The sequence below is a fragment of the Flavobacteriales bacterium genome (genome assembly GCA_030584065.1).
Classification (GTDB): domain Bacteria; phylum Bacteroidota; class Bacteroidia; order Flavobacteriales_F; family PHOS-HE28; genus PHOS-HE28.
This window is the reverse complement of sequence record CP129489.1, coordinates 3,363,748-3,389,131: the sequence shown is the minus strand read 5'-3', so window position 1 is coordinate 3,389,131 and position 25,384 is coordinate 3,363,748. Positions and strand designations below refer to the sequence as shown.

Genomic DNA, 25,384 nt, shown 5'->3' with positions numbered 1-25,384 from the left:
ATCAATACATTCTGGGGCCCCCGATCGACGGGGAAAGCGTCGATCCGCCATGTTCCTCAACTGCCACAGCTGGTTCAGCCTCAAGTACGGGATCCTCAGCCCCCAGGCGCTGCTGGAGGAGGCGGCGAAGGCGGGGGTGCGCGCCATGGCGCTCACCGACATCCATTGCACAGCCGGCATACCGGACTTCGTGCGGCTGGCGGAGAAGGGGTTCGGCATCCGCCCGGTGGCTGGCATCGAGTTCCGGCGGGGCGCGCGGCTGCTCTACATCGGCATTGCGAAGGACAACGATGGGTTCCAGCGGCTCAACGAACTGCTGTCGCCCCACCTGCTCGATGGCGTGTCACTGCCGGAGCACCCGCCGGAGCTTGACAATGCCTTCTTCATCCTGCCCTTCGCCACGCCCCATCGGCGTCTGCGGCCCAATGAACGCATCGGGATACGGCCGGCGGAGGTCACGCGCCTGCCCTTCTCGCCCTGGGCACGGCATGCGGAGGGGCTCGTCGCCCTGATGCCCGTGACCTTCGGCAGCGGCAAGGCCGACCGGAACACCCATCGCCTGCTGCGCACCATGGACAGGAACACGGTGCTGAGCCTGCTGCCGAACGAGGAGCTGGCGCAGCCCGATGAGCGCTTCCGCACCGCCGAGGAGGCCCGCTCGGCCTACCAGGGATTCCCTGCCCTGCTCCAGAACGCGCAGCGGCTCTTGGACAACTGCTCCATCGCCTTCGACGGAAGCGACAAGACGCCTCCCGTGGTGGGCAGCAGCGCACAGGCGGATCAGGAGCTGCTGGGAGGGCTGGCCCGTGCGGGGCTCCAGCGCCGCTATGGCGCGCATGCCGGCAGGGCGGAGAGTAGGCTGCAGCGCGAGTTGGAGACCATCGCTACGATGGGATTCAACAGCTACTTCCTCATCAACCACGACATCGTTTCTTACGCCCGGCGGCGCGGCTTCTTCCATGTGGGCCGCGGGAGCGGCGCCAACAGCCTGGTCGCCTACTGCCTGGGCATCACCGACGTGGATCCGGTGGAGCTCGACCTGTACTTCGAGCGGTTCATCAGCACCGCGCGGAAGAAGCCGCCCGACTTCGACATCGACTTCAGCTGGAAGGACCGCGACGAGATCTACCGCTACGTCTTCACGCGCTACAACGAGGGCAAGGGCGGCCACCACCATGTGGCGCAGCTCGCCACCTACGCCACCTTCCAGTGGCGTGCCGCTGTGCGCGAAATTGGCAAGGCGCTGGGGCTGCCGCCCGGGGAGATCGAGGCGCTGAGCGAAGGCGGCACCGGCCATTACGGCCGCGGCAGGCCCAGCGCAACGGCCGTCGACCAAGGGCTCGACCGCGTGGCGCGCACGGTGGTGCGGTACGCCCATCGGCTGCTCGGCATGCCGCATCACCTGAGCATCCATGTGGGCGGCGTGCTGGTGAGCGAGCGCCCCATGACCCGCTACTCGGCGCTCCACCGTCCGCCGAAAGGGTTCCCGGTGACGCAGTTCAGCATGCTGGAGGCGGAGGACCTGGGCCTGCACAAATTCGACCTGCTCAGCCAGCGCGGGCTGGGGCACATCCGGGATTGCGTGGAGCTCGTGAACAGGGCGCAAGGCGCGGGCGGGAGCGCGGAGGCAACCGGGCGCCGCGGCAACAGCGCCGAATCCTGCGCCGCCCATGAAGCGGTGGACATCCACGACATCGAGCGGTTCAAGCAGGATGCATCGGTGCAGCAGCTGCTGCGCACGGGCAACACCATCGGCTGCTTCTACGTGGAGAGCCCTGCCTTGCGGATGCTGCTCAAGAAGCTGAAGGTCGACGATTACCTGGGGCTGGTGGCGGCCAGCAGCATCATCAGGCCCGGCGTGGCCGAGAGCGGCATGATGCGCGAGTACCTTCTGCGGCACAACGACCCCGAACGGCGACGGATGGCTCCGCGATCGCTGCTGCGGATCATGCCCGAGACCTACGGCGTGATGGTGTACCAAGAGGATGTGCTGCGCGTGGCGCACCTCTATGCCGGCCTTTCGCTCGACGATGCGGATATGCTGCGGCGCGGGATGAGCGCGCGCTTCCGGGACCGGCCGGAATTCAAGGAGGTCGCCGACCGGTTCTTCGCCGGCTGCCGCGCGAAGGGCCACCCGGAGGAGGAGGCGCGCGAGGTATGGCGGCAGATCGAGAGCTTCGCCAGTTTCAGCTTCGCGAAGGGGCACAGCGCCAGCTATGCCGTGGAGAGCTACCAGAGCCTTTGGCTGAAGGCCCACCATCCGCTGGAGTTCATGGTAGCGGTGGCCAACAACTTCGGGGGGTTCTACCGAACCGAATTCTACCTGCATGAAGCGAGGCGCGCCGGGGCTGCCATAGAGGCGCCGTGCATCAACACGAGCGGGGAGCTGTGCACCCTGGTGCGCGACGGATTCCCTCTGGCGAAGCCCCGCATCCACCTAGGCTTGGGCAACATCAGGTCACTGCCCACCGAAGCGGTCGCGCTGATCCTGGGCGAACGACGCCGCCAGGGCCCCTTCGCCGACCTGCAGGACCTGCTGCAGCGGGTTCCCCTGCACGCCGACCAGGCACGCGCGCTCATCCGCGCCGGGGCGCTGCGCTTCACGGGCAAGGGCAAGCCCCGGCTGCTGTGGGACCTGACCCTTCTGCACCGCCCCTCGTGCACCCCCGCTGGCGGAGACCTGTTCACCGCACGCGTGGAGGAGCCCCGCCTGCCCGCCCTTGAGCACCACCCCCTGGCCGATGCCTTCGATGAGCTGGAGCTGCTGGGCTTCCCCCTCTGCGACCCGTTCGACCTGGTTGCGGAAGGGCACGCGGAGGCCCCGCGCCCGGGCGTCCCGCGCATCCTGGCACGGGAGATGGCCGCCCATGCCGGGCGACGCGTGGAGATGCTCGGCTACATGATCCATGTGAAGAGCACCACCACCAGCGCCGGGTCGCTCATGAGCTTCGGTTCCTTCATCGACCCGGCCGGCGATTTCTGGGACAGCACGCAATTCCCGGACGTGGCCGCCAAGCATCCCTTCGGCGGGCGCGGGGTTTACCGGCTGGCCGGCATCGTGGAGGAGGAGTTCGGGCATTATGCCCTGCGCACGACAGCCCTCGAGCGCCTGCCTTGGAAACCGGACCCGCGGTATGGATCCTGAGGCGCGCCCTCAGCGGAAAAGGGAGCGGGGCATGTCCAGCCACTCCAGCGCCGCACCGCTGAGCAGCATCTCCTTGCGCGCATCGTCCCATGGCATGCTCTTGATGAGCGCGCCGGGCACCAGCTCGCCCAAGGGGAACGGATAATCCGTGCCGAGTGCCACGCGGTTGGCGCCCATCTGGTCCACCACCAGCTGGAGGATCTCCGGATCGTGCACCAGCGCATCGATCCAGAAGCGGCCCAGGTAGTGGCGGGGATTCACGTCGTTGTCCACTGCGCAGAGGTCAGGGCGGACGAGGAATCCGTGCTCGATGCGCCCCAGCGTGGCCGGGAAGGACCCGCCGCCATGCGCGAAGGCCACGCGCAGCCTCGGCAGCCGCTCGAAGAGCCCGCTGAATATCATGCTCACGATGGCCGTGGTGGTCTCTACCGGCATGCCGACCAGCCAGGGCATCCAGTACTTGTCCATGCGCTCGGCCCCCATCATATCCCAGGGATGCACGAACACCGCCATTCCCAGCTCCTGGCAGGCTTCGAAGACCGGGAAGAGCCGAGGCTCACCGAGGTTGAGGCCATTGACGTGCGTGCCGATCTGCACCCCGACCAGGCCGATCCGCTTGCAGCGCTCCAGCTCCTGAATGGCCAGGTCGGGCTCCTGCATGGGGATGGTACCCAGCCCGACGAAGCGCTTGGGCCATTGCTGCACGATGCCCGCGATGTGGTCATTGAGGAACATCGAGAGGTCCAGCGTATCCTGCGGCCTGGCCCAATAGCTGAACATCACGGGCACGGTGCTCAGCACCTGCACATGGAGGGCATGCGCATCGCACTCCCCGAGCCGGACCACGGGATCCCAGCAATTGGCCTGCACCTCGCGGAAGAACTTGTCGTCCATCATCATGCGCGCGCATCCCGGGCGATGATGGTCGAGGTGGATGAATCCCCGGTAGCCGTACCGCGCCCCGAAATCGGGGATCTGCTCCGGCAGGATATGCGTATGGATGTCGATGGAGAACAGCTCCATCACACGAAGCGCGGATCGGTCTCCATCACATGACCGCACTTCTTGCAGGTGCGGTACCCCTCATTCGCGTAGAACTCCCGGAAGCGGGGGAGGAAGTCCTGCTCGATGTTGTGCAGGACGAAGCGGTACTCGTGGAGCAGGTTGTTGCACTTCTCGCAATACCACTGAAGCCCATCCTCCATCTGCCGATCGTCGCGCTTGCACTCGATCACCAGACCCACGGTGTTCGGGCCGCGGCGCGGCTGGTGGGGGACACGGGCCGGCAGCAGGAACATCTCACCCTCCCGGATGGGGATGGTCACGGCCTTGCCGTCCTCCTGGATGCCCACCTCGATATCACCCTCGACCTGGTAGAACAGCTCCTCGGTCTCGTTGAAGTGGTAATCCTTCCGCGCGTTGGGGCCGCCCACCACCATGACGATGTAATCGCCGGCCTCCTTGTAGAGGTTCCGGTTGCCCACCGGAGGCTTCAGCGCATCGCGGTTCTCGGCTATCCATTGCTTGAGATTGAAGGGGCGGCGGATGGGCATGACCGTATCGTTTCCGCCGCAAGGTAGCAGCGCCTGCGCCACCTTCACCGCGGACGCGCCTTCACGGCTTGCCGGCACGGCCGGCCTGCAGCAGGGCTGCGCCGTTCGCCCGCATCATGCCCACGGTATACTCCTGGTCCTGCACGAAGGCTAGCAACTGCCTGTTCCACTTGACGATGGCGAAGGGGAAATCAAGCACATCGGTGTCGGCGCCCGCGTACCTGTCCACCGCCAGGAGGCTCATCTCCATCTCACACGGCGGGATGCCCGCAAGCTCTTCGGGTATCCTGGCCCGGGTATCGACCAGCACGCGCTTGGGCAGGTATCCTTCGCGCTGGAAGAGAATGGCGAACTCCTTGCCCATGCCGAGGCCAAGCCCGAATCGCCCCGAACGGTCCGTCAACTGCCGCCCCACCTCCACGTTACCCTCGTACACCACCACCTCGCAGCCCTGCAGCTTCTGCTGACCATCGGTGATGCGGCCGGTGACCTCGAGGATGCGCGAGTCGTCCTGCTGCGCGACCGCCGTGGCGAACTGCAGCAGGGCAATGGGGATGAGCCATCGGAGCATGGGCCTTGTACCGCCAGGGGCGGCGGCAGGTTACGCGCGAACGCGATGGGGCGGGATCTCTCCCGCCCCATCCCATGCGATACAGGGACCCTACTGCACCACCAACCGGAGCTGCGCCGGGCCGCCGGGGCCCAGCAGCCGCACCGTGTAAAGGCCCCTTGCGAGCTTTCCTGCGAGGGCGAAGGCCTGGGCCTGGCCCTTGGTCATGGCCACGCGCTCCGCATGCACAATGCGGCCGTCCATGTCCAAGACTTCAAGGTCAACCGGGCCGGCCGTACCGGCATAAGTGATGCTGAAGTCGCCATTCCCGGGATTCGGGAAGAGCGACCATTCCATCCGGTCGGCGGCCGCGATGCCATCGCAGATGTCCACGCTCACCAGCACGTAGTTGTCGCTGAGCTCGAAGCAGCTGCCTGTGGACGCGATCTCCGTGGCGAGCGCCCCGGGATCCGCGCCGGTGAGGACGCCGTTGTAGCTGATGCCCCACACCCTGTAAAGACCGATGGCGGCGCTGTTGAAATCGAGCGAGTTGCCGGAGAGCACGGCCACGATCACATCATTGTCGTCCGTCAGGAGGAAGGCATACTCCTCGGAGCTGGTGCTGCTGTTGACGAAATCGATCACATCAGCCTCGGTATCCTGGCAGACATCCACGGAGAAGTGGCCATCACTGGTCTGCACCAGGCCGCCGTCGCAGACCACGGTGGGCACATCACCGGTGAGGCACAGGGTGAACTGGCCACCGTTCCCGAAGGTGAAGTTGCTGTATACCTGCACCACGTAATCGGTGAAGGCGGAGGTGGCCAGGATGATGGGCTCCGTGGGCGTGATGAAGCAGGCGATCTCCGTGCCTCCGCATCCGTCGTACACGGCGACGGCCCAGTCCTCCATGGTGCCGGGGTCGAGCGTCAGCGCGACCTCCGTGTTCTCGCCGGCATTGAAGGTGTACCAGACATCGAGCAGCGTGCTGCCCGGATCGTCGCACGATGGGATGCCTCCATCCATGTCCGCATAGGTGTTGTCGCCAGCGACCGCATTGGCCGGGCAGTCATCCGCACCATTGATGGCGAGCGGGATGGCACTGATGCAATCGTCGTTCGCGGGGCTGCAGTCGTTGACCACGACCGTAGCGCCGGCCACATCCAGGGCGCCGCAGATGGCACCGCCTCCCTGCACCAGCAGCGCATTGATGTCGAATCCGGTGGTGACCCCGAGCTCGATCCCGGCGGGGTCGATGGTCGCCGGGTCATAGACAAGGGTATGCAGGGTATAGGTGCCCGGCTCGCTCACGGTGAAGACCGGACCTCCGCTGAGGGCGACGATGGTGAGGCCCGCGCCCTGCGTCATGGCGTAAGCCGTCTCGAAGCCATCGGGGACCACGGCATCGCCGTTCGGGGTCGCACCCACCTGGGCGCTGCCCATCATCAGGCACACGGGCGTCTCATCGATGGTGAGCGTACCGGCATCGGCCTCGCAGCAGACCTGAACCGAGAAGGCGGCACCAGTTACATCCAAGCTGGCGCAGATGTCCCCGCCGCCCTGTACCAGGAGCGCATTCACATCGAACCCGGTGGTGACACCGAACTCGATGATGCCCAGATCGAGCGTGGCGGGATCGTACACCAACGTATGGATCGTGTAGTTGCCGGTGGCCGTGACCATGAAGCCGGGCGTGGCAGCGGCATCGACGATCACCAGCCCTGTACCCTCGGTGAGGACGTAGAGGGTCTCGAAGCCCGGAGGCACCACGGCATCACCGTTCGCCGTCGCTGCGAACATGCCCATGCCGTCGGCAAAGCAGACGATGGAATCAACCGCCGTGAGTGTGCCGGCCTCGGCATCGCACTCGATGCAGACCTGAACGGTAAAGGCCGCACCGGTTACATCCAGGCTGGCGCAGATGTCCCCGCCGCCCTGCACGAGGAGCGCATTCACATCGAAACCGGTGGTGACGCCGAACTCGATGATGCCCAGGTCGAGCGTGGCGGGATCGTACACCAGTGTATGAATCGTGTAGTCGCCCTCGGATGGAACCAGGAAATCAGGGGTCGCGCCTGCATCCAGGATCACCAGGCCGGCGCCTTGCGTGAGCACGTACACCGTCTCGAAACCGGGGGGCACCACGGCATCGCCGTTAGGGGTGGCATTGATCACCGTCTCATCAGGCACGAAGCAGACCTGGGCCAGATCGGCCGTGATGGTGCCCGCATCAGCGTCGCACACCACGCACTCCTCCACAGCCAAGGTCGCTCCGGTCACGTCCAGGCTGGCGCAGATTGCGCCGCCGCCCTGGATGAGCAGCGCATTCACGTCGAAGCCCGTGGTAACGCCGAACTCGATGATGCCCAGGTCGAGCGTGGCGGGATCATAGACCAGCGTATGGATGGTATAGATGCCGGCCTCGGTAACGGGGAACGCGGGGGTGGTGCCGGCCGCCAGGATCACCAGGCCAGGACCTTGGGTGAGGACATAGGCCTGCTGATAGCCATCGGGCACTACACTATTGCCGTCGTGCGTAGCTGTGATGTCCGCGGCGCCGCCCTCCAGGCAGACGCTGCTCGCATCGGGAGTGATGGTGCCGGCATCCGCGTCGCAGGCTAAGCATTCCTCCGCGGTCACGGCCGCCCCGGCGACATCAAGGCTGCCGCAGATCGCACCGCCGCCCTGGACCAGCAGGGCGTTCACCTCCCCGCCGGTGGTGACGCCGAGCTCCACGATGCCGAGATCGAGGGTGGCCGGGTCGTAGACCAGGGTATGCACCGTGTAATCACCCGCCTCCGCAACGGTGAAGGCCGGATCGGTGGCCACCTGCTGGATGACGAGGTCGTTGCCCTGCGTAAGCACATAGATCACCTCGAAGCCGAGGGGCACCACCGCATTGCCATCAGGCGTGGCCGTGATATCGGCCGCACCCGCATCGAGGCACACGGTCGACGCATCCGCCGTAAGGGTGCCCGCATCCGCTTCGCATTCCGTGCAGACGATGACGGCAATCGCGGCGCCGACCACATCGAGGCTGCCGCAGATGGAGCCGCCCCCCTGCAGGAGCAGTGCATTCACATCGAATCCGGTGGTGACGCCCGGCTCGATAATGCCCAGGTCGAGCGTCGCGGGGTCGTAGACCAGCGTATGGATGGTGTAGTTGCCGAGCGCATCCACCGTGAACGCCGGAGCAGGCGAAGTGGCCAGGATGACGAGGCCCGGGCCCTCGGTGAGCACATGGACCACCTCGAAGCCCGCAGGCACGGTGGGCGGCACATCAAAAGCTGCATCGATGAGCGTCGGGCCATCCTCGAAGCAGACCTCCGGGCGATTGGGCGAAAGGGTGCTGGCATCCGCCTCGCACACGGCAGGCTCGGGCCCTTCGAGGCAGATGGTGAAGGCGGTGGTGGCGGGAACCGATGCGGCCCAGTGGAAGACCCGCACCAGGTACTGCTCACCGATGGTGAGCCCGGTGGCATTGAGCACTTCGGGCTGGCCGGTAGCGGCCACATCGCGGCATACGATGGGCGCTCCATCGCAGGCGCCGGAGCGGAGCTGGATGACCGCATCGAACGCTGCTCCGCCGGCCACGGTGATCGTGTGCGCATCGCTGGTGGCTGTGAAGCGGTACCAGACATCATCATTCGGTGTGGCGTTGAAGCCATCGCACAGCACGGTTCCCGGGATCGATTGCGTGGCATTGGCCACATTGCCCGCCACAGGCGTGCATACGGGCGCGGGAACCAGTTCCACCGCACCGGCGCATTCATCATTCGCCGGCACTGCGGGCTCATCGATGCAGATGGTGAAATCCGGCGTGGCGGGGGGCGTGGCCGCCCAATGGAACACGCGGATCAGGTACTCCGTGCCCACGATGAGCCCTGTGGCATTGAGGACCTCAACCCCGCCGGCGCTCACCACATCGCGGCAGACGATGGGCGTGCCGTCGCAGGAGCCGGAGAGCAGCTGGATCACGGCATCGAAGGAGGGGCTGCCGGCCACGCGGATCGAATGGGCCGCGTTCGTGGCCGTGAACCGGTACCAGACATCATCATCGGGGGTCGCCCCGAAGCCATCGCACGACACCGTGCCCGGGGTGCTCTGCGTGGCACCGGATACGGTACCGGATACCGGAGTGCATGCTCCGTCAGGGAAGAGTTCAATTGCACCGACGCAATCGTCATTGGCGGGCTGTGCGAGCAGGATGCTCGGGATGGCGAAGCAAGCGGCGACGGCCACGTGCTTGAGTAATGAAACGTTCATGGTCAGGTAATCGGTGATTGGAAGATGGCGAAGCCGGATGCTTATCTGTTCAGGACGAGACGGAAAGCCCGCTGACCAGCCGCAGCCTGAACGAGCAGGGTGTAGCTGCCGGGCGCAAGACGACCAGCGGTGCTGATGCGCTGCTTCCCCGACTGGATGACGCGCTGCTCCAGGACAATGCGGCCTGCGGCATCGAGGATGCGCAGCTGCGCTCCAACGGGCACGCCGGTCAGATTCACTTCATCGGCAGCCGGGTTGGGCCACAGGACCAATCCCTCGAATGCCGCCGGTTCAGCATCACCCAGGAACAGGCAATCCTCGGCGGTTACCGCGATACTGTATGGGCCGAAGGAGCCGTTGAGCGCATCGCGCAGCACGGGCAGGTAGTAGGTGCCGGGCTGCAGGTCGTTGAAGAGGTAGGTGGAGTTGCCGTCGGTGCAGGTGCTGGTGGTGGTGGTGAAATAAACCAGGCCGTCGCCGGGGCAGGCAGTGGCGAGGATGCCCAAGGTGTTGGTCCAGGCCGGTGCCAGGCCGCAGTAGTCCACTAGAAGATCGGCGCATTGTTCCGTGGTGAAGGCATGCCAGGTGACCGGTGCAGCCGCGAAGGGCGAGCCGGGCACGAAATCACCGCCACTGGTGGCATTGGTATTGTCGCCGGTGAAGGTCAGGGTGGCCAGGGCGTCGAGCACCACGGGTGTTGCATTGGTGCACGCGTCGTTCGCCGGGGGCACAGCCGGACAGCTGGCAGCCGAAACCTGAATGGTATAGGGGCCGATGGCATTGTTGCCCGGGTCCCGAACCACGGGGATCAGGTAATCGCCGGCGGGAAGATTGGCATAGATGTAGGTGACATTGCCCTCCACGCAATCGGTGCTGTTGGTGTTCGTGAAGAACACCAGGTCCGAAGCCGGGCAATCGCGCGCCAGGAACCCGAAGGTGTTGCCCCAGACCGGGTCCTGTCCGCAGTAGGCGATGGTGAGCCGCGTGCAGGTGGCCGTGGAGATGCCGTGCCACACCACGGGAGCGCCATTGAAAGGCGAGCCTTCGGGGAAGTCACCGGCACCGGTGGCGCTGCTATTATCGCCCTCAAAGGTGATGCTGCCGCCGACAGCCAGCGGCTGGTACTGCACACTGGCGCAGTTATCCTGGAAGGATGTCGGTGGCGGGCAGGCCTCACCCGAAACGGTGAGCTCATACGCGCCGATGGCGTTGGTGCCCGGGCTCAGCAGCACCGGAATGTAGTAGGTGCCGGCGGCCAGGGAGTTGAAGGTATAGCTCGAATTGCCATCGCCGCAGGCGGAGGTGTTCACGGTGCTGAAATACACCAGGTCGGAACCGGGGCAATCGCGCGTGAGCACGCCCAAGGTGTTTCCCCAGGCCGGCGACTGGCCGCAGTAGGCCACGGTGACCCGCGTGCATTCGGTGAGGGTGAAAGCATGCCACACAACCGGCGCTGCAGCGAACGGAGTGCCTGCGGCGAAATCCCCCGTCGATGTCGCGAAGGTGTTATCGCCGGTGAAGCTCAGCTGAGCGCCCGGGGAAAGGACCTCGGGCAGCGCATCCGCGCAGTTGTCGTTGGGCGCAACACTGGACCCGCAGGCCGCCGCGCTCACATTGATGGTGTAGGGGCCGGAGGCACCCGCGGCATCATACCACACCGGGAAGTAATAGGTCGCGGGCGGCACATTCAGGAAGCGCATGGTCGGGTTGCCATCGCCGCAGGTCACGTACTCGTACTGCTGGGTGGCGATGTAGGCATTGCTGGCGGGGCAGGTGGTGGCCAGCACATTCCAGAACTCGGTGAAGGCGGGCGCGGTACCGCAGTAATCCACGGTGATGTCGGCGCAGGTGGTCACGGTGAAGGCATGCCAGGTGCTGGGGATACCCAAGCCGCCAAGCGTGGAGCCCGGCGCGAAATCCCCATCGACCGTGGCGCCGGTGTTATCCCCTGTGAATTGGACGGACCCGCCGACGGCCAGCGGCACGGGTGTCACATCGCCGCAGAAGTCGTTGACTTGAGCATGCAATGGCCCTGCCAGAGCGAGGAGCAGGGCCAAGTATCCAGGACGGGTCATGGAAGCGCGCATGGGGATGGAATCAGCGAGCAAAATTCACGCGACCCACTCCCCTGCCGCCCCGCGAGGTGAACGACTTATCCACAATGGGGAAGGGGAAGCTCCGGAAGCGACGAGGGGCGGCACCGCAGTGCCGCCCCTCGCCCACTGAACCGATTCCGATCAGCGCACCACGATGCGCTGCTCCTCACGGCCCTTGTCCGTCGTCATGCGGAGCATGTACGTACCGGGAGCCATGGTGCCGGCGAGGCCCAACTGCAAGGCAGCGCCGCTGCTAACGGCACGCTGCTCGCTGAACACGATGCGACCAGCCACGTCGATGATCTCGATCAGCGCCTGGCCCGATGCGGCATTCCAGCGCACGGTCATGTTTCCGTCATTGGGGTTCGGGAACACCGAGAACCCGCTCTGCTGCGCGGACTCCATACCGGTGATGATGCCGATCATGTCGATCGTATAGTCCTCCACCTGACCGAAGGTGGACTCCCCGCACGGCGTGTTGTTCGGCGTATTGGTATAGTCGGGGCCGGTGTAGGTATCGTGCAGGCGTACGCGCATCCGGGTGGTGCCCGCGAGGGCGGTGAGCGGGACGCTCACGCTGCCGGTATGGGGACCTGCACCATTGGCGGAGGAGAGCACCAGTTCACCCACCTCGAAGGTGTTGCTCTGGTCCCAGTCGATCCACGCCAGTACCTGATCGGTGGCGTAGCCACCCGCGATGGTCACCGAGATGGGATAGGTCACGCCTGCCACCACGGAGCCCGTGATGCCTGTGAAGTCCTCATAGCCCGCAGCGGACGTGGAGGTGTTGTTGATGTCGGCGAATGTGACGTTGCCGATCTTCTCGAACTGAACGCTGGTCGCGCCTGCTTCGCAGTAGGGGCCGGGCTCAGCGCATGCCGTGGCCGAGACGGTGATCTCATAGGCGCCGAGAGCGGCATCGAGGTCCATGATCACCGGCACATACCAGGTACCGGCCGGCAGGTCGAAGTAGTTCACCACCACGTTCGGGCCGCAGGTGGTGGTCTCCCATGCGCCGATCACGTAGTTATCGCCTACGGGGCAGTCCTGCGTGAGGAAGATCCACACGTTCTCGAACGCTGGGTCGGTGCCGCAGTACGACACGGTGACGTTGGCGCACTCCGTGGTGGTGAAGGCATGCCACACGGTCGGGTCCATGTCATCGAAATCGGAACCCGGCACGAAGTCGCCGGTGTTCGTGGCGTTGGTGTTGTCGCCCGTGAATTCCACGCTTCCGCCCACGGCAAGCGGAACGGCCGTCACGCTGCCGCACAGGTCGTTGACCGGCGCAGGTCCACCACCGGAGATGCTGATCGTGTAATCCTCGACCTGCCCGTAGGTGGAGGTGCCGCACGGCGTGGCATTGGGAATGTTCGTGTATTCCGAACCGTCATGCGTGTCGTGCAGGCGTACGCGCATGCGGGTGCTGCCGGCCAGCGCTCCAGCGGGCACATTGATGGTCCCCGCATGCGGGCCTTCGCCGATCGTCGAGGTGAAGACCAGTTCGCCGGCATCGAAGGCGTCGTTCTGGTCGAAGTCGATCCAAACGCGCACCTCATCGCTCTCCCAGCCGTTGCTGAGGGTGACGGTGATGGGGTAACCCTGTCCGGCGGTCATGCTCCCGGATACGGCGGTGAAGTCCTCATACCCGGAGGCAGCGGTGGAGCTGTTGTCGATCCCGGCAACGTTCACGTTGCTGATCTTCTCGAAGGAAGCGCTGGAGCTGGTGGCACCGGCAGCGCAATAGGCGCCAGCGGTGGCACAGGCCTCCGCCGACACCTCAAGGGTGTAGGGGCCGGCCGTGGCGGGCTCGCCCCGCACGGGCACATAGTAGGTGCCTGCGGGCACGTCGTTATAGAACAGGGTCAGGTTATCGTCGCCGCAATCGTCGAAGTTGCCATCGCTGAACAGGATGTACTCCGCGTCAGCGGGGCAATTCGAGAAGAGGGCCGCCCAGTTGTTCGCGGCGGGCACCGCGGTGCCGCAGAAGGAAACGGTGAGGTTGGCGCACTCGGTGATGGTGATGGCATGCCAGACCGTGGTGGTATCGCCTCCCACATCGAGGAGTCCATCGCCACCGGGCACCGCATCCGTGTTGTCGCCATTGAACGTAACGGTCGATCCGATGGCGAGCGGGGATGCGGTCACATCGGCGCAGTCATCATTGGCGGAACCGCCGCCGCCGCCGTTCCCGGTGAGGCAGATATCGAAGGTGCCACCGAAGCCGAAGTCGTTGTTGGAGGCGAGGCGGACCACATAGTTGGTGCCAGGGGTCACGGCCAGGTTGTAGGAAAGCGCGCCCAGGTCGCACTCGATCACCGAGCCAGCACAGCTTCCCTCGAACACCTCGATGACGATGTCCTCGATCGTGCCAGGCGTGATGTCCATGGTGATCGAAGCATAGATCCCGGAGTTGAAGCTGTACCAGACATCCTCAAAGGCGGACTCGGTCACATCGCAGCCGGGCGTGCCGTTGTCATTCCCGGCACCGCCGTTGTTGCCGCCCACAGCGGCTCCCGGGCAGGCACCGGCAGCGTTCACGGTCAGCACCGTGGCGTTGGCGCAGAGGTCGTTGGCCACACCTCCTAGGCTCGCCACCTGCTCGGCATCCTGGTGCCAACGAACGGCCGGAACCGGGGTGGTGCGCTGTACCGAGAGCTTCGAGAAAGCGGCCTTGGAGGGGTTGGAGAACGTGCCTTGGGCATTGACGCTTCCGACCACCCCCACCGCACAGAACAAGCTGAGCGAGAACTGGTAGATTCCTTTCATGGGTGTTGGTTTGGATTAACGGCACGAAGTGAACCATTGCCCATGGGTTTTCCAAGCGGATTCAACTCCACCTTTGCGCGCATGGACATCCAACTCACCGGCCAACGGGCCCTGGTCCTGGGCGCATCGCAGGGAATCGGCCGTGCCGTGGCCCTGGAACTCGCGGCCCTGGGGGCATCGATCATCGCCGTTGCACGTGACCGCGACCGGCTCGAGTCGGTGTTGGCAGAGCTGCCTTCCAGTAACGGTTCGTCACATCGCTACCTCGTGCTCGACCTGCTCGACACGGCGGCGCTGTCCGAGGCGATGAAAAGAGTGGCAGCCGAGGCGCCGGTGCATATCGTCGTGAACAACAGCGGTGGACCTCCGCCTGGGCCTGCCCACGAGGCCGGATTGGAGGGGTTCGAGACCGCCTTCAGGCAGCACCTGATGGCCTTTCAGGCGGTTGCACTGGCCATCGTCCCCGGAATGAAGCAGCAGCGTCATGGGCGGCTGATCAACATCATCAGCACCAGTGTCAAGCAGCCGCTGCACAACCTTGGCGTCAGCAACACCGTCCGGGGAGCCGTAGCCAACTGGGGCAAGACGATGGCCAATGAGCTGGGGCCCCACGGCATCACCGTGAACAATGTGCTGCCCGGGGCGACGCGCACCGAGCGCCTCACGGCCATCATCCGGGGCAAATCCGCGAAGCAGGGCATCTCCGAGGCGGCGGCCGCAGCAGAGATGGAAGCCGAGATCCCGTTGCGCCGGTTCGCGGAACCGCAGGAGATCGCCGCCGCCGTGGCATTCCTGGCCGGGCCATCAGGCGGCTACATCAACGGCATCAACCTGCCGGTGGATGGCGGCCGTACGGCCTGCCTTTGAATGAGCTTGGAAACGAGCGAGGGCCGTCTCACGTGAGACGGCCCTCGCTCGTTGAATGCTTCTGGTCACTCCACCACGAAGCGCTGCTCCGTGCGGTGGCCATCCACCGTGACGCGCACGGTGTAGGTGCCAGTGGCCAGGGCCGTGATGTCGATTGCCTGCGTGGTGCCCTTCAACAGGGTGCCGCGCTGCTCGAATGCCTTGCGGCCGGCGATATCGAAGATCTCGACGGCGCCCATGCCGGTGCGGCCACCGTAGCTCAGGTTCACGACGCCTGCGGCAGGATTGGGGTATACCACCCACTCCTGTCCTGCAACCAGCTCCGGCAGGCCGATGCTGATGCCTCCGCCCTCCACCGCACAGCCGCCTACCGTATAAGGATTGGCACCGGCAGTGAAGAAGTGGTAGACCCGGAAATAATAGGTGTTGCCGACCGTGAGGCCGGTGAGTTCCAGCGACTCAGCCTCCCCGTTGAGGGTTGCATCGGCGCACCCCAGCGATGTGCCGCCGCAGGCATCGAAAGCCTCCAGCACGGCATCGTACCCCTGGTTGGGGGTGGTCGGGTTGGGCGAGCCCACGGCACCGACGGTCATCGTGGTCTGAGTTGCCACGAAGGAGAACCATACATCATCGTTGGCATTGCCCGTGAAGCCGCCGCAGGCGATCGCCGGGAGGGATTGCGTCGCACCCACGCCCGATGCAAGCGTCAGGTTGCACCAGGTATCAACGGTTACGGGGAACGCACCGGCGCAATCATCATTGTCGGGTGCAACCAGCGAGTACACGCAGGTGGTGATCTCGAAGTTCTCCGGGGTCACGCCGTAGTCCCAGTAATAGACACGGTAGTAGTAGGTTGTGCCGGGCGTGGTCACCACCTGGGCGGCCTCGGTGGTGCCGCCAGGGAGCGTGGCATCGATACAGCCGACCGCAGTGAGGGCATCGCAGCCGCCGGTGAAGACCTGGAGCACGGGGTCTATGCCGGTGGTGTCGGGATCGGTGGTGCCTGCGCCTCCGGTAACGCTGATGATGGTGGAGGCCCCGGTGGCGGTGAAGGTAAACCACACATCATTGGCCGTAGCGGAAGTGAAACCGCTGCAGGCGGCCGCAGGCTGGGACTCGGTGGCGCCGGCCAGCGTAGCGGTGACCGGAGCGCAGCTGGTGCCAACGGTCATCACGATGGCGCCGGAGCATTCGTCGTTCGCCGGGCCACCACCGCCGCGAAGGCCAGGATTGACCACCGCGGTGCGCGGGGCGGCCTTCAGGCGCTCCAATTCCGGGGTGAGTCCATCGGGATGCTTGGCTTGCTGCGCCGAGGCGCTGGCAGCGAGAAGGATGGCCGCTGCCGTGAAAGTGTACAGGTGCTTCATGCGTGTAGAGATGATTTGGAGCGACTGCCGGTGCGCAGCGCTCGGCGAAGATAGCCGTGCCAGCGTTACCGCCCCGCCCCCTGTGACGAGCCGAACAACAGGCCGCCGTGAATATCCACAGGCATGGAGCGGCGGCACGGAGCGAAGCCTTCCCGCCGGGGGTCCGAAGCCACGGATTTGCCTGTCTTCCGCATCTTCACCCCACGCATGAAGCGCTGGCTCCTCCTCCTCGCCGGTCCGGCCCTTGCCGCGCTCGCATTCGCCCTCATGCGACACCACGGGCCGCAGCCTGCGGCCATGGCCGGCCTGGTAGCCTGGATGGCGCTCTGGTGGATCACCGAGGCGGTCCCCATCCCGGTCACGTCCATCCTTCCCCTGGTGCTCTTCCCGCTGCTCGGCATTGATTCCGTTCCCGGCACCGCAGCGCATTACGGGAAAGAGATCATCTTCCTCTTCCTTGGCGGCTTCATCATCGCGCTGGGCATCGAGCGCTGCGGCCTCCACCGCCGGATCGCGCTGCGCATCATGGCGGGCGTGGGGAGCTCCTCACCTCGCCTGGTGCTGGGCGTGATGGCCGCCTGCGCGCTGCTCAGCATGTGGATCAACAGCACCGCCGCCACCTTGGTGATGCTTCCCATCGCGCTCAGCCTGATCGATGATGAGGATGCGCCAGCCGATGCGCGCAAGCGGCTCACCGTTCCCTTGCTGCTCGGCGTGGCCTATGGCGCCACGGTCGGGGGCATGGCCACGCCGGTGGGCACACCGCCCAACCTGGTCTTCATTGCTCTCTGGAAACAGCTGTACCCGGACCGGGCGGCCATCGGTTTCGGGCAATGGATGGCCACCGGGCTGCCGCTGGCGGCGGCCTTCTTCGCCATTGCGTGGCTGCTGCTCACGCGCATCGCATTCAACCTGAGAGGTGACGCCCTTGGCACTGCCGATGCGGTGCGTAGCCGCTTGAAGGCGCTGGGCCGCCCATCGCGCGATGAGTGGCTTGCCGGGTGCGTGTTCGCGCTGGTTGCGGTGCTCTGGATGACCGGCGACTCGATCAAGCAAGGCGAACTCGTGCTCTTCAAAGGGTGGCGCGAGCGTGCGATAGCGCTGAAGGAGGTGAGCGATGCAGCAGTGGCGGTGATGGGTGCCGTGCTGCTCTTCCTGCTGCCTGCCGGCAGGCGCATGCGCCATCCGCTCGATGCCTATTCCACCCATGAAGAGGCCCGCACCATCATGAGCTGGGGCTTCGCTGAGCAGCGCGTGCCCTGGGGCGTGCTGCTGCTCATCGGCGGCGGATTCGCGCTCGCCGCAGGCGTTGACAAGAGCGGGCTCAGCAACCTCATCGGCGAGGCCATGGCAGGCCTCGGCTCCTTGCCCATGGTGATGCTCATCGGCAGCACTGCATTGATCGTGTGCCTGCTGAGCGAACTGGGCAGCAACACCGCCACGGCCAGCCTCGCGCTGCCGATCCTCGCCGCCATGGCCGAGCGCTGGGGCATGGATCCGCAGAGCATCCTATGGCCCGCGGCGCTGGCCGCAAGCCTCGGCTTCATGCTGCCGGTGGCATCGCCCATGCAGACCATCGTCTTCGGCACGGGCCGCATCCCCATGCGCCAGATGGTGAAGGCCGGTATGTGGATGGACCTGGTCGGAGTGGTGCTGCTGATGCTCTTCTTCGGTCTTGCCTGACCCGATCCATCGCATGAGCGCCCCAGCCACCCAGCGCACCGAGCTCCTCGACGCCCTCCGGGGCTTCGCGCTCTTCGGCGTGGTGTGGAGCAACTATGCGGTGCTCTCGCTGTGGATGTTCATGGACCCTGATGCCAGGGCCGCACTGCCCGGCGCCTTCCTCGATGAACCGCTGAAGGCCTTCCACGCCATCCTCATCGACGGGAAGTTCTACTCCATCTTCTCCATGCTCTTCGGGATCGGCTTCGGCTTCTTCCTGGCGAAGGGCAGCGATGGCCTGCGGCGCTTCTACCGCCGCATGCTCATCCTGCTCGTGATCGGCTGGCTGCACCTGCGCTACCTGTGGGCGGGCGACATCCTATTCCTCTACGCGGTGCTCGGCCTGCTGCTGCCGCTGTTCCGCGGGCTCAGCGACCGCGCTCTTCTGGTCTCGGCCGCCGCGCTCATCCTGTCACCCCTCGCCATCGATGCCGCCGTGGTGCTTACCGATGCCCGCTTCGACCCGGTGGCGCCCCTGATGCGTGCGCTGGCGACCAGCGATGCGGCCCATGGGAACAGCACGTTCGACGCATTCCTCGCAGCGCCGAGCGGAGGCTGGAAAGCGTTCGCGGAGATGAACGCGCGGGGCTGGCTCTTCCGGTTCGTGCATCTGGTGGAGAGCAACCGGATCCCGAAGGTGCTCGGCATCTTCCTCCTGGGCCTGTGGGTCTCGCGCCGCCAGCTCTTCGTGAATGCGGAACGGCATGCGTTGCTGTTGAAGCGGTTGTGCATCGGGGGCTTCTTGCTAGGCCTGCCCGCGTCGGTGCTCATGTGGTGGGCGGAGGAGCATGCGGGGTATCCGCCTGATCCATCATCGCTCGTGCGGACCGCGAGCTACGCCCTTAGCGTGGTGCCCCTGGCCATTGCCATCGCATGCGGCTTCGCACTGCTGTGGCGCAGCAATGCGTGGAGGCCGCGGTTGCAGGTGCTGGCGCCCATGGGGCGCATGGCGCTGACGAACTACCTCATGCAGACGATCATCGCCCTGGCGCTCTTCACCGGCGTGGGCCTGGGCTGGGGCACGCGGGTGAGCGCGGTGTCATTCGAGGGCATCGCGCTCGCGGTCTTCATCGCGCAGGCGATCGGGAGCCGCTGGTGGCTTGCACGGTTCCAGTATGGACCCTTCGAGTGGGCCTGGCGTTCGCTCACCTACGGCAGGGTAATGGCGATGCGGAGGTGAGCTCCGCACCCGCTCCCTAGCTTTCACCCATGGAAGGCGCCATCCTGCTCGCGATCCTGATCCCGATCGCCATCGTCGTGCTGATGATCCTCCTGCTGGTGCGCATGGGCGCATTATCGCGCGAATTGGAGGCCATGCGCGGGCAGATGGCGCAATGGAAGAAGGCGCAGCAAGCCTATCCCCCCAACATCGGGGAAGCGCCAGCCACGCCTGCTGCGGCACCGGTGGCATCCGAACCGCCGGCAGCACCGGTGGTGCCACCGCCGATCATCGTACCGCCAATCGTCCCGCCCCAGCCCCCCGAGCCCGCGCCATCCGTTGAGGAGGATACCCTGCGCCGCATGCGGGAGGCATTCGATGGCCCTGCGGAGCATGGCACGCCATCGGTGGTGGTGGAAGCTCCCGGACCGCGTCCGGCGCCGCCGCCGCAGCCATCCTTCTTCGAACGCCATCCTGACCTGGAGAAGTTCATCGGCGAGAACCTCATCAACAAGATCGGCATCGCCGTGCTCGTGCTGGGCATCGGTCTGCTGCTGCGCTACGCCATCGGCAAGGGCCTGATCAACGAGACCGGCCAGACCCTGATCGGGCTCGGCGCCGGAGGCCTGCTCGTGCTATTCGCCCACCGGCTGCACGAGCGCTTCCGCGCCTTCAGCTCGGTGCTGATCGCGGGCGGCATCGCGGTCTTCTACACCACCATCACCATCGCCTTCCAGCAGTACCAGCTCATCGGCCAGGGCATGGCCTTCGCCGTGATGGTCGCCATCACCGGTATGGCCGTGCTGCTCACGCTCGGCTACGACCGTAAGGAACTGGCCGTCATCAGCCTGCTTGGCGGCTTCGCCGCACCCTTCCTCGTCAGCACGGGCGAAGGCAACTACAGGGTGCTGTTCACCTACCTGCTGATCCTCGACACCGGCATGCTGGTGCTGGCAGGCTACAAGAAGTGGCAGGTCATCAACGTGCTGTCGCTCGTGCTCACCGTGCTCATCGTCGGCGCCTGGTCCGTATCGGCCTACACCGGCCTGGATCCACGGCCCTCCTGGCCGGCATTCGGCTTCGCCACCGGCTTCTTCCTGGTGTTCTTCGCCATGAACCTGCGGTACAACCTCCGGCACGGCGCCGCGTTCACCGTGCTCGACCATGCGCTGCTGCTGGTGAACACCGCCTGCTACTATGCGGCGGGCCTGCATTACCTCAGCGACCTCCCTGTCCGTGTGACCGGCCTCTTCACGGTGCTGCTCGGTCTGTTCTACCTGGCATTCGCGCTCCACTTCCATAAGCGGGAGGGCATCCCCCGGCCGCTCCGGCTGCTGCTCATCGGGCTCGTCCTCACCTTCATCAGCCTGGCAGCGCCCGTTCAGCTCGAAGGCAGCAGCATCACGCTGTTCTGGGCAGCCGAGGCCGTGCTGCTGCTCTGGTTCGCCCACCGCACCGGGCTGCGGTTGATCGAGCGCGCCAGCGTGATCATCAGCCTGCTCATGATCGCCAGCCTGGCCATGGACCTGGCCGATGCCTATGGCGACTGGCGTGAAGCGCCGCTTCGCGTGATGCTCAACAAGGGGTGGATCACCGGCATGGCCGCCGCGGCATCGCTCTCCGCCTGCTGCCTCCTGCTCGCCAGGGTGGAACCGCAGGAGCCGCTGCTGCCCCTACTCCGGCGCGCGCATTGGCGGGTAATCTCGCTCGTCGGCAGCGTGGTCATCCTCTACCTCACGAACTTCCTCGAGCTCGATCATCAGCTGAGCCGTTCATTCCATTCCAGCGTGGTCCACCAGGCCCTCATGGCCTATACGCTGGCCTTCGCGCTGGCGCTGGGCCGGCTCGTGCGGAACGCCCATGCCGCCTATGGCCGCGCCGTGGCAGCCATCCTGCTCGTGTGCGGACTCGTGTACATCACCGGCACCTATGCGCAGGGGCGCAATGCCCTTTGGATGCTGTTCAATGCCGACGACGGTCGAGGCTTCATGCCCTTCCACTATGCGGCGCTGGCGCTGATGATCATGGCCGTGGTGCGCATCGCATGGTTCGCCCGCCGCCTGCTGCCGCGGCCCTCCGCGCCGTGGACCCTCTACCTCTGGGCCGCCTCGGGCTATATCGTCACCCTGGCCAGCCAGGAGCTCGATGTGGCCATGGCCCTCGGTCAGGGCACCGATGCGCACCTGGACTCCGCGCGCCGCGTGGGCTACCCGTTGCTCTGGGGCATCGGCAGCTTCGCCTTCATGTGGTACGGCATGCGCACCCGGCTGCGCACCATGCGCATCATCGCCTTGGCGCTCTTCGCCATCACGCTGGTCAAGCTCTTCCTCTTCGACCTCGGCGCGCTGAGCGAGGGCGGGCGCGTGGCGGCCTTCATCTTCCTCGGTGCGCTCCTGCTCGTGATCTCGTTCATGTACCAGCGGCTGAAAGGCCTTTTCCGCGATGATGCCACCACCCCAGACCAGCCGGACGATGGCCCGCATGCGTGACCTGTTCCTGCCTGCGCTCCTGTTGAGCGGGCCGCTGCACGCCCAGCCTTGGCTTTGGGGCGCCCCTGTTCCGCTGGTGACCGCGAAAGGGGTGCACGCCATCACCCTGAGCGCCGAACTGCTGGGCAGCGCCCGTTCCGACCTCGGCGACATCCGCTTGCTCGACAGCACCGGCACGGAAGTGCCGTACGTGCTCCGCGAAGTGGCGCGCGCGCCGGGGCCGGAGCATTTCGTTGCCTTCAACCTGCTGCGCAATGCCGTGCTCCCGCACCGCACCGAGCTGGAGATCGAGCGGCCGGCCGGCGAAGCGATCGAGGAACTGCATGTATGGATCAAGCCGATCGATGCGGAGAAGCGCGTGCGCATCACCGGCAGCGACGATCGCCGGGCATGGTACATGGTGAAGGACGAGCACGTGGCCGTGCGTGGGTCCCGCGGCGAGCCGCCCCATCAGGTTCTCGTGCTTCGGACCCCGCGCAGCGACTACCGCTACCTGCGCCTCACGCTGAACGATTCGCTCACCGCGCCGATGAAGGTGCTGGGCATCGGGCGCTTCGTGCCGGAGCAGGCGCCCGAAGCCGTCCATGGCCCTCCGGTGGACCTCCCCTTCACGCGGAAGGACAGCGCCCGATGGACCATCCTGCGCGTCGCATCGCCGAATGCCTTGCTGATCGAGCGGCTTGCGTTCACGGTGCAGGATACCGCTCCGTTCCTGCGCACCGCGGAGCTGAGCGCCTGGCGGAGCGCCGAGGTGCGCGAGGGCAGGCGCACGCGCACCGAGCGTTGGCGCGAAACCATGGGCACGTTCACGATCCAGCGGCGCGGCGGCTGCGCCTTCAGCCTCATGCCCGCGCGGCTCGACACCTTCGAGATCCGCATCGACAACGGTGACGACCTGCCGCTGCGCATCAGCGCGGTGAGCGCGCAATGCCGCCAGCGCGTGCTGCTCGCGCGCCTGGAACCGGGCATGCGCTACCGGGTCGTCTCGGGCCAGGAACGGCTCTCACCGCCGCGCTATGATCTGGCGCATTTCGCCGAGGAGCTGCCGGTGCCGCTCGATACCATGGCGCACGGCAGCCTGGAGCGGCTGCCGGAGCCCGAGCCCGAGAGGCCTCGCTTCGACCCCTCCAGCGCCTGGGTATGGGCCGCCATCATCGCCCTCATGCTGGGCATGGGCTGGATGGCGGTGCGCATGCTTCGGAAGGACCGAGGTCACGGTGGCAGCGGCCCGTGATAGCGCACGCACGGCGTGCTGTACCATGGGCATTGGCCATGCAAGGGAAGGGGCATGTGCAACGTGTCCCCCGCAGTGATGCTGTGCACGGGGAACGGGCCGCGCAGCCAGCGATCCATGCAGGCCTTGTCGATGGGGTCGGTGTACAAGGCGCCATCCCTGTGATCGCGGAGAAGCTGGTCATGCTTCCTGCGATCCACGCGTTCGCGGTCGAGGATGAGGTAGGTGCCGGCGGGCAATCGCAGCCATCCATCACCCTCGCTGTTCATCCGGATGGAATCGAGGACCGGTGCGCCGGGGTCGTTCATCGCGAATCGGCCGGTGCTGTCCGGTTCCGCCAGCCGGATGTACATGCGGCCGCTCCACGGGCGGGGTCGCGGCATGCCTTCGGGCCCGGGATCGACACCGCCGCAATAGGCTTCCGTATACGGTGCGTGGATGTGGAGGACGCCAGAGCCACGCTGCCCGCCGCTCCGCGCGCCATCAGCGGCCGGTCGATCCGCAGCGCAACCGGCGAGCACCAGGCCAACGAGCACCATCGCCGGCCGGGCGTCCATTCGCGCCATCCCGCCGAGTGCCATCAAATGGTCGCGACCACCTTCAGTTCGATCGCGATCGGGGTGGGCAGGCAATTGATCTCCAGCGTCGTCCTGCACGGCGGGTCCTTCTCGAAGTACTCCTTCCACAGGCGGTTGTACACGGGGAAGTCATCCTTCATGTTGGTCAGGTACACCGTCACGTCGACGATCCTCTCCCACGAGGAGCCGCTGTCCTCCAGGATCCAGCGCACGTTCTGGAAGACGCTGCGCACCTGCGTCTCGATGTCGTAGCTGACGATCCGGCCCTCAGGGTCCAGCTCAACGCCGGGAATCCTCTTCGTGCCGCGCTCTCGGGGGCCCACACCGCTGAGGAAGATAAGGTCGCCCACGCGGCGCGCATGGGGGTAGTGGCCGACGGGCTCGGGGGCCTTGCTGCTGGAGATGCTGCTCATGGGCGGGTTTGTGGCGGGTGAAGTTCGGTGCTGCCCGGCAATTGCGCAGCTGACCGCCGTCGGCTGCGGGATGCGCCCGGCTTGCGACCTTCGCCGCATGCGCCAATGCCTCATCGCAGCTGCAGGGCTGCTCGCCGCATGCGGGTCCAAGCCGGAGACCACGCAGCCCGAAACGGGCCCTATCACAGCTGCCGTATATGCCAGCGGCGTGGTGAAGGCACGCGACCAATACCAGGCCTACCCTGCGGTGAGCGGCATCGTGGCCGAGGTGCATGCGCAGGCAGGCGACAGCGTGAGCAAGGGCGATGCGCTCTTCACCATAGACGACCGGGCCACCAGCCTGGGGACACAGCGTGCTGCGCTGGCCTTGGAGCTGCTTCGCGAGAACGCCGGCAGCGCCTCTCCCGTGCTGGAGCAATTGCGGCTTGCCATGGAGCAGGCCCGCACTCGACTGGCGAACGACAGCCTGCAGTACGTGCGGCAGAAGGCCCTGTGGGAGAAGCAGATCGGCAGCCGGTCCGAGCTGGACAGCCGCGAACTGTCCTACACCTCCTCGCGCAATGCGCTGCTCACGGCCCAGAAGGCCTACAGCGAAACCCGCTCGCGGCTGCGCAACGAGCTACGCCTGGCGGAGAACGAACTGGCCATGCGGCGGGCAGCCGAAGGCGACCATACGGTGCGCAGCCTCCTTGATGGCCGCGTATACGATGTCCTCATCGAACGCGGCGAGCTGGCCAATCCGCAGCGGCCGCTGGCCATCGTGGGCCGTTCCGACGCCTTCCTGCTGGAGCTGCAGGTGGATGAATACGACATCGTGCGCGTGAAGCCCGGCCAGGACGTGCTCATCACCATGGACAGCTACAAGGGCCAGCTGCTGGAGGGCACCGTTTCGCGCGTGGACCCGCTGATGAACGAACGCTCGCGCACCTTCACGGTGGAGGCCGTATTCAAGCAACCCCCGGCCGTGCTCTACCCCAATCTCACGGCCGAAGCCAACATCGTGCTGGCGCGCAAGGAGCGCGCGCTGACCATACCGGCGGCGTATCTGGTGGATGACCGCTATGTGCTGGTGGGCAAGGGCGAGCGCCGCGCGGTGCAGGTGGGCCTCCGCGACCTGCAGCGCGCGGAGGTGCTCGGCGGCATCGACAGCACCACCGTCATCCTGCACCCCTGACC

The 25,384-nt window shown here is 65.9% G+C and carries 16 protein-coding genes; 7 read left to right on the top strand and 9 right to left on the bottom strand.

The genetic code is table 11. The features are described 5' to 3' along the window. The first annotated feature begins 49 nt into the window (after positions 1 to 49). Positions 50 to 3,145, top strand: a complete 3,096-nt coding sequence (gene dnaE / locus QY325_14005) for a DNA polymerase III subunit alpha (GenBank protein ID WKZ65870.1) — start codon at positions 50 to 52, stop codon at positions 3,143 to 3,145. Positions 3,146 to 3,154: 9 nt separating this feature from the next. Here the strand turns inward: dnaE and QY325_14000 are convergent, their stop codons facing one another. From QY325_14000 to QY325_13975, 6 genes are all read right to left on the bottom strand, one after another. Next, positions 3,155 to 4,168: an amidohydrolase family protein gene (locus tag QY325_14000; protein ID WKZ65869.1), complete on the bottom strand. Its 1,014-nt coding sequence runs from the start codon at positions 4,166 to 4,168 to the stop codon at positions 3,155 to 3,157. After that, positions 4,168 to 4,698, bottom strand: a complete 531-nt coding sequence (locus QY325_13995; GenBank protein ID WKZ65868.1) for a 3-hydroxyanthranilate 3,4-dioxygenase — start codon at positions 4,696 to 4,698, stop codon at positions 4,168 to 4,170. Before QY325_13995 ends, QY325_14000 begins: the two co-directional genes overlap by 1 nt. A gap of 61 nt (positions 4,699 to 4,759) precedes the next feature. Continuing rightward, positions 4,760 to 5,269 (bottom strand): hypothetical protein, encoded by a 510-nt coding sequence (locus QY325_13990; protein ID WKZ65867.1) that lies wholly within the window; start codon positions 5,267 to 5,269, stop codon positions 4,760 to 4,762. 90 nt (positions 5,270 to 5,359) lie between these two features. Next, positions 5,360 to 9,514 (bottom strand): T9SS type A sorting domain-containing protein, encoded by a 4,155-nt coding sequence (locus QY325_13985; GenBank protein ID WKZ65866.1) that lies wholly within the window; start codon positions 9,512 to 9,514, stop codon positions 5,360 to 5,362. A gap of 41 nt (positions 9,515 to 9,555) precedes the next feature. Further along, complete coding sequence (locus QY325_13980) at positions 9,556 to 11,589, bottom strand: hypothetical protein (protein WKZ65865.1); 2,034 nt, start codon at positions 11,587 to 11,589, stop codon at positions 9,556 to 9,558. A 162-nt stretch (positions 11,590 to 11,751) separates the two neighbouring features. Then, positions 11,752 to 14,379 carry a GEVED domain-containing protein gene (locus tag QY325_13975; GenBank protein ID WKZ65864.1) on the bottom strand — a complete coding sequence of 876 codons (2,628 nt, stop codon included), beginning with the start codon at positions 14,377 to 14,379 and terminating at the stop codon, positions 11,752 to 11,754. 81 nt (positions 14,380 to 14,460) lie between these two features. Here QY325_13975 and QY325_13970 point away from each other — a divergent pair, with 81 nt between their 5' ends. Further along, the gene (locus QY325_13970) at positions 14,461 to 15,246 is read left to right on the top strand and encodes an SDR family oxidoreductase (protein WKZ65863.1); all 786 of its coding nucleotides are present in this window, start codon (positions 14,461 to 14,463) and stop codon (positions 15,244 to 15,246) included. 65 nt (positions 15,247 to 15,311) lie between these two features. On the opposite strand, the gene QY325_13965 is transcribed toward QY325_13970, so the two are convergent. After that, positions 15,312 to 16,613, bottom strand: a complete 1,302-nt coding sequence (locus tag QY325_13965; GenBank protein ID WKZ65862.1) for a T9SS type A sorting domain-containing protein — start codon at positions 16,611 to 16,613, stop codon at positions 15,312 to 15,314. Between the two features lie 207 nt (positions 16,614 to 16,820). On the opposite strand from QY325_13965, the gene QY325_13960 reads away from it, so the two are divergent. The 4 genes from QY325_13960 to QY325_13945 are packed head-to-tail and all read left to right on the top strand — an operon-like array spanning position 16,821 to position 23,217. Continuing rightward, complete coding sequence (locus tag QY325_13960) at positions 16,821 to 18,296, top strand: SLC13 family permease (GenBank protein ID WKZ65861.1); 1,476 nt, start codon at positions 16,821 to 16,823, stop codon at positions 18,294 to 18,296. Positions 18,297 to 18,309: 13 nt separating this feature from the next. Then, positions 18,310 to 19,515: a DUF418 domain-containing protein gene (locus QY325_13955; protein WKZ65860.1), complete on the top strand. Its 1,206-nt coding sequence runs from the start codon at positions 18,310 to 18,312 to the stop codon at positions 19,513 to 19,515. A 29-nt stretch (positions 19,516 to 19,544) separates the two neighbouring features. After that, positions 19,545 to 21,983: a DUF2339 domain-containing protein gene (locus QY325_13950; protein ID WKZ65859.1), complete on the top strand. Its 2,439-nt coding sequence runs from the start codon at positions 19,545 to 19,547 to the stop codon at positions 21,981 to 21,983. After that, entirely contained in the window at positions 21,976 to 23,217 is a 1,242-nt protein-coding gene (locus tag QY325_13945; GenBank protein ID WKZ65858.1) for a hypothetical protein, read from the top strand. The genes QY325_13950 and QY325_13945 overlap by 8 nt, the downstream gene beginning before the upstream one ends. Here the strand turns inward: QY325_13945 and QY325_13940 are convergent. Both QY325_13940 and QY325_13935 read right to left on the bottom strand, forming a co-directional pair. Continuing rightward, on the bottom strand, positions 23,196 to 23,600 hold the full coding sequence (locus QY325_13940; GenBank protein ID WKZ65857.1) for a hypothetical protein: 405 nt from the start codon (positions 23,598 to 23,600) through the stop codon (positions 23,196 to 23,198). The two genes, QY325_13945 and QY325_13940, sit on opposite strands and share 22 nt — an antisense overlap. Before the next feature lie 197 nt (positions 23,601 to 23,797). Beyond that, on the bottom strand, positions 23,798 to 24,208 hold the full coding sequence (locus QY325_13935) for a RidA family protein (protein WKZ65856.1): 411 nt from the start codon (positions 24,206 to 24,208) through the stop codon (positions 23,798 to 23,800). A gap of 97 nt (positions 24,209 to 24,305) precedes the next feature. Here QY325_13935 and QY325_13930 point away from each other — a divergent pair, with 97 nt between their 5' ends. Next, on the top strand, positions 24,306 to 25,382 hold the full coding sequence (locus tag QY325_13930; GenBank protein ID WKZ65855.1) for an efflux RND transporter periplasmic adaptor subunit: 1,077 nt from the start codon (positions 24,306 to 24,308) through the stop codon (positions 25,380 to 25,382). Positions 25,383 to 25,384 lie beyond the last annotated feature (2 nt).

Excerpts from the sequence above, each read along its gene's own strand:
- dnaE (WKZ65870.1), top strand. The coding sequence starts at position 50 with ATGTTCCTCAACTGCCACAGCTGGTTCAGCCTCAAGTACGGGATCCTC.
- QY325_14000 (WKZ65869.1), bottom strand. The coding sequence starts at position 4,168 with ATGGAGCTGTTCTCCATCGACATCCATACGCATATCCTGCCGGAGCAG.
- QY325_13995 (WKZ65868.1), bottom strand. The coding sequence starts at position 4,698 with ATGCCCATCCGCCGCCCCTTCAATCTCAAGCAATGGATAGCCGAGAAC.
- QY325_13990 (WKZ65867.1), bottom strand. The coding sequence starts at position 5,269 with ATGCTCCGATGGCTCATCCCCATTGCCCTGCTGCAGTTCGCCACGGCG.
- QY325_13985 (WKZ65866.1), bottom strand. The coding sequence starts at position 9,514 with ATGAACGTTTCATTACTCAAGCACGTGGCCGTCGCCGCTTGCTTCGCC.
- QY325_13980 (WKZ65865.1), bottom strand. The coding sequence starts at position 11,589 with ATGACCCGTCCTGGATACTTGGCCCTGCTCCTCGCTCTGGCAGGGCCA.
- QY325_13975 (WKZ65864.1), bottom strand. The coding sequence starts at position 14,379 with ATGAAAGGAATCTACCAGTTCTCGCTCAGCTTGTTCTGTGCGGTGGGG.
- QY325_13970 (WKZ65863.1), top strand. The coding sequence starts at position 14,461 with ATGGACATCCAACTCACCGGCCAACGGGCCCTGGTCCTGGGCGCATCG.
- QY325_13965 (WKZ65862.1), bottom strand. The coding sequence starts at position 16,613 with ATGAAGCACCTGTACACTTTCACGGCAGCGGCCATCCTTCTCGCTGCC.
- QY325_13960 (WKZ65861.1), top strand. The coding sequence starts at position 16,821 with ATGAAGCGCTGGCTCCTCCTCCTCGCCGGTCCGGCCCTTGCCGCGCTC.
- QY325_13955 (WKZ65860.1), top strand. The coding sequence starts at position 18,310 with ATGAGCGCCCCAGCCACCCAGCGCACCGAGCTCCTCGACGCCCTCCGG.
- QY325_13950 (WKZ65859.1), top strand. The coding sequence starts at position 19,545 with ATGGAAGGCGCCATCCTGCTCGCGATCCTGATCCCGATCGCCATCGTC.
- QY325_13945 (WKZ65858.1), top strand. The coding sequence starts at position 21,976 with ATGCGTGACCTGTTCCTGCCTGCGCTCCTGTTGAGCGGGCCGCTGCAC.
- QY325_13940 (WKZ65857.1), bottom strand. The coding sequence starts at position 23,600 with ATGCCGCGACCCCGCCCGTGGAGCGGCCGCATGTACATCCGGCTGGCG.
- QY325_13935 (WKZ65856.1), bottom strand. The coding sequence starts at position 24,208 with ATGAGCAGCATCTCCAGCAGCAAGGCCCCCGAGCCCGTCGGCCACTAC.
- QY325_13930 (WKZ65855.1), top strand. The coding sequence starts at position 24,306 with ATGCGCCAATGCCTCATCGCAGCTGCAGGGCTGCTCGCCGCATGCGGG.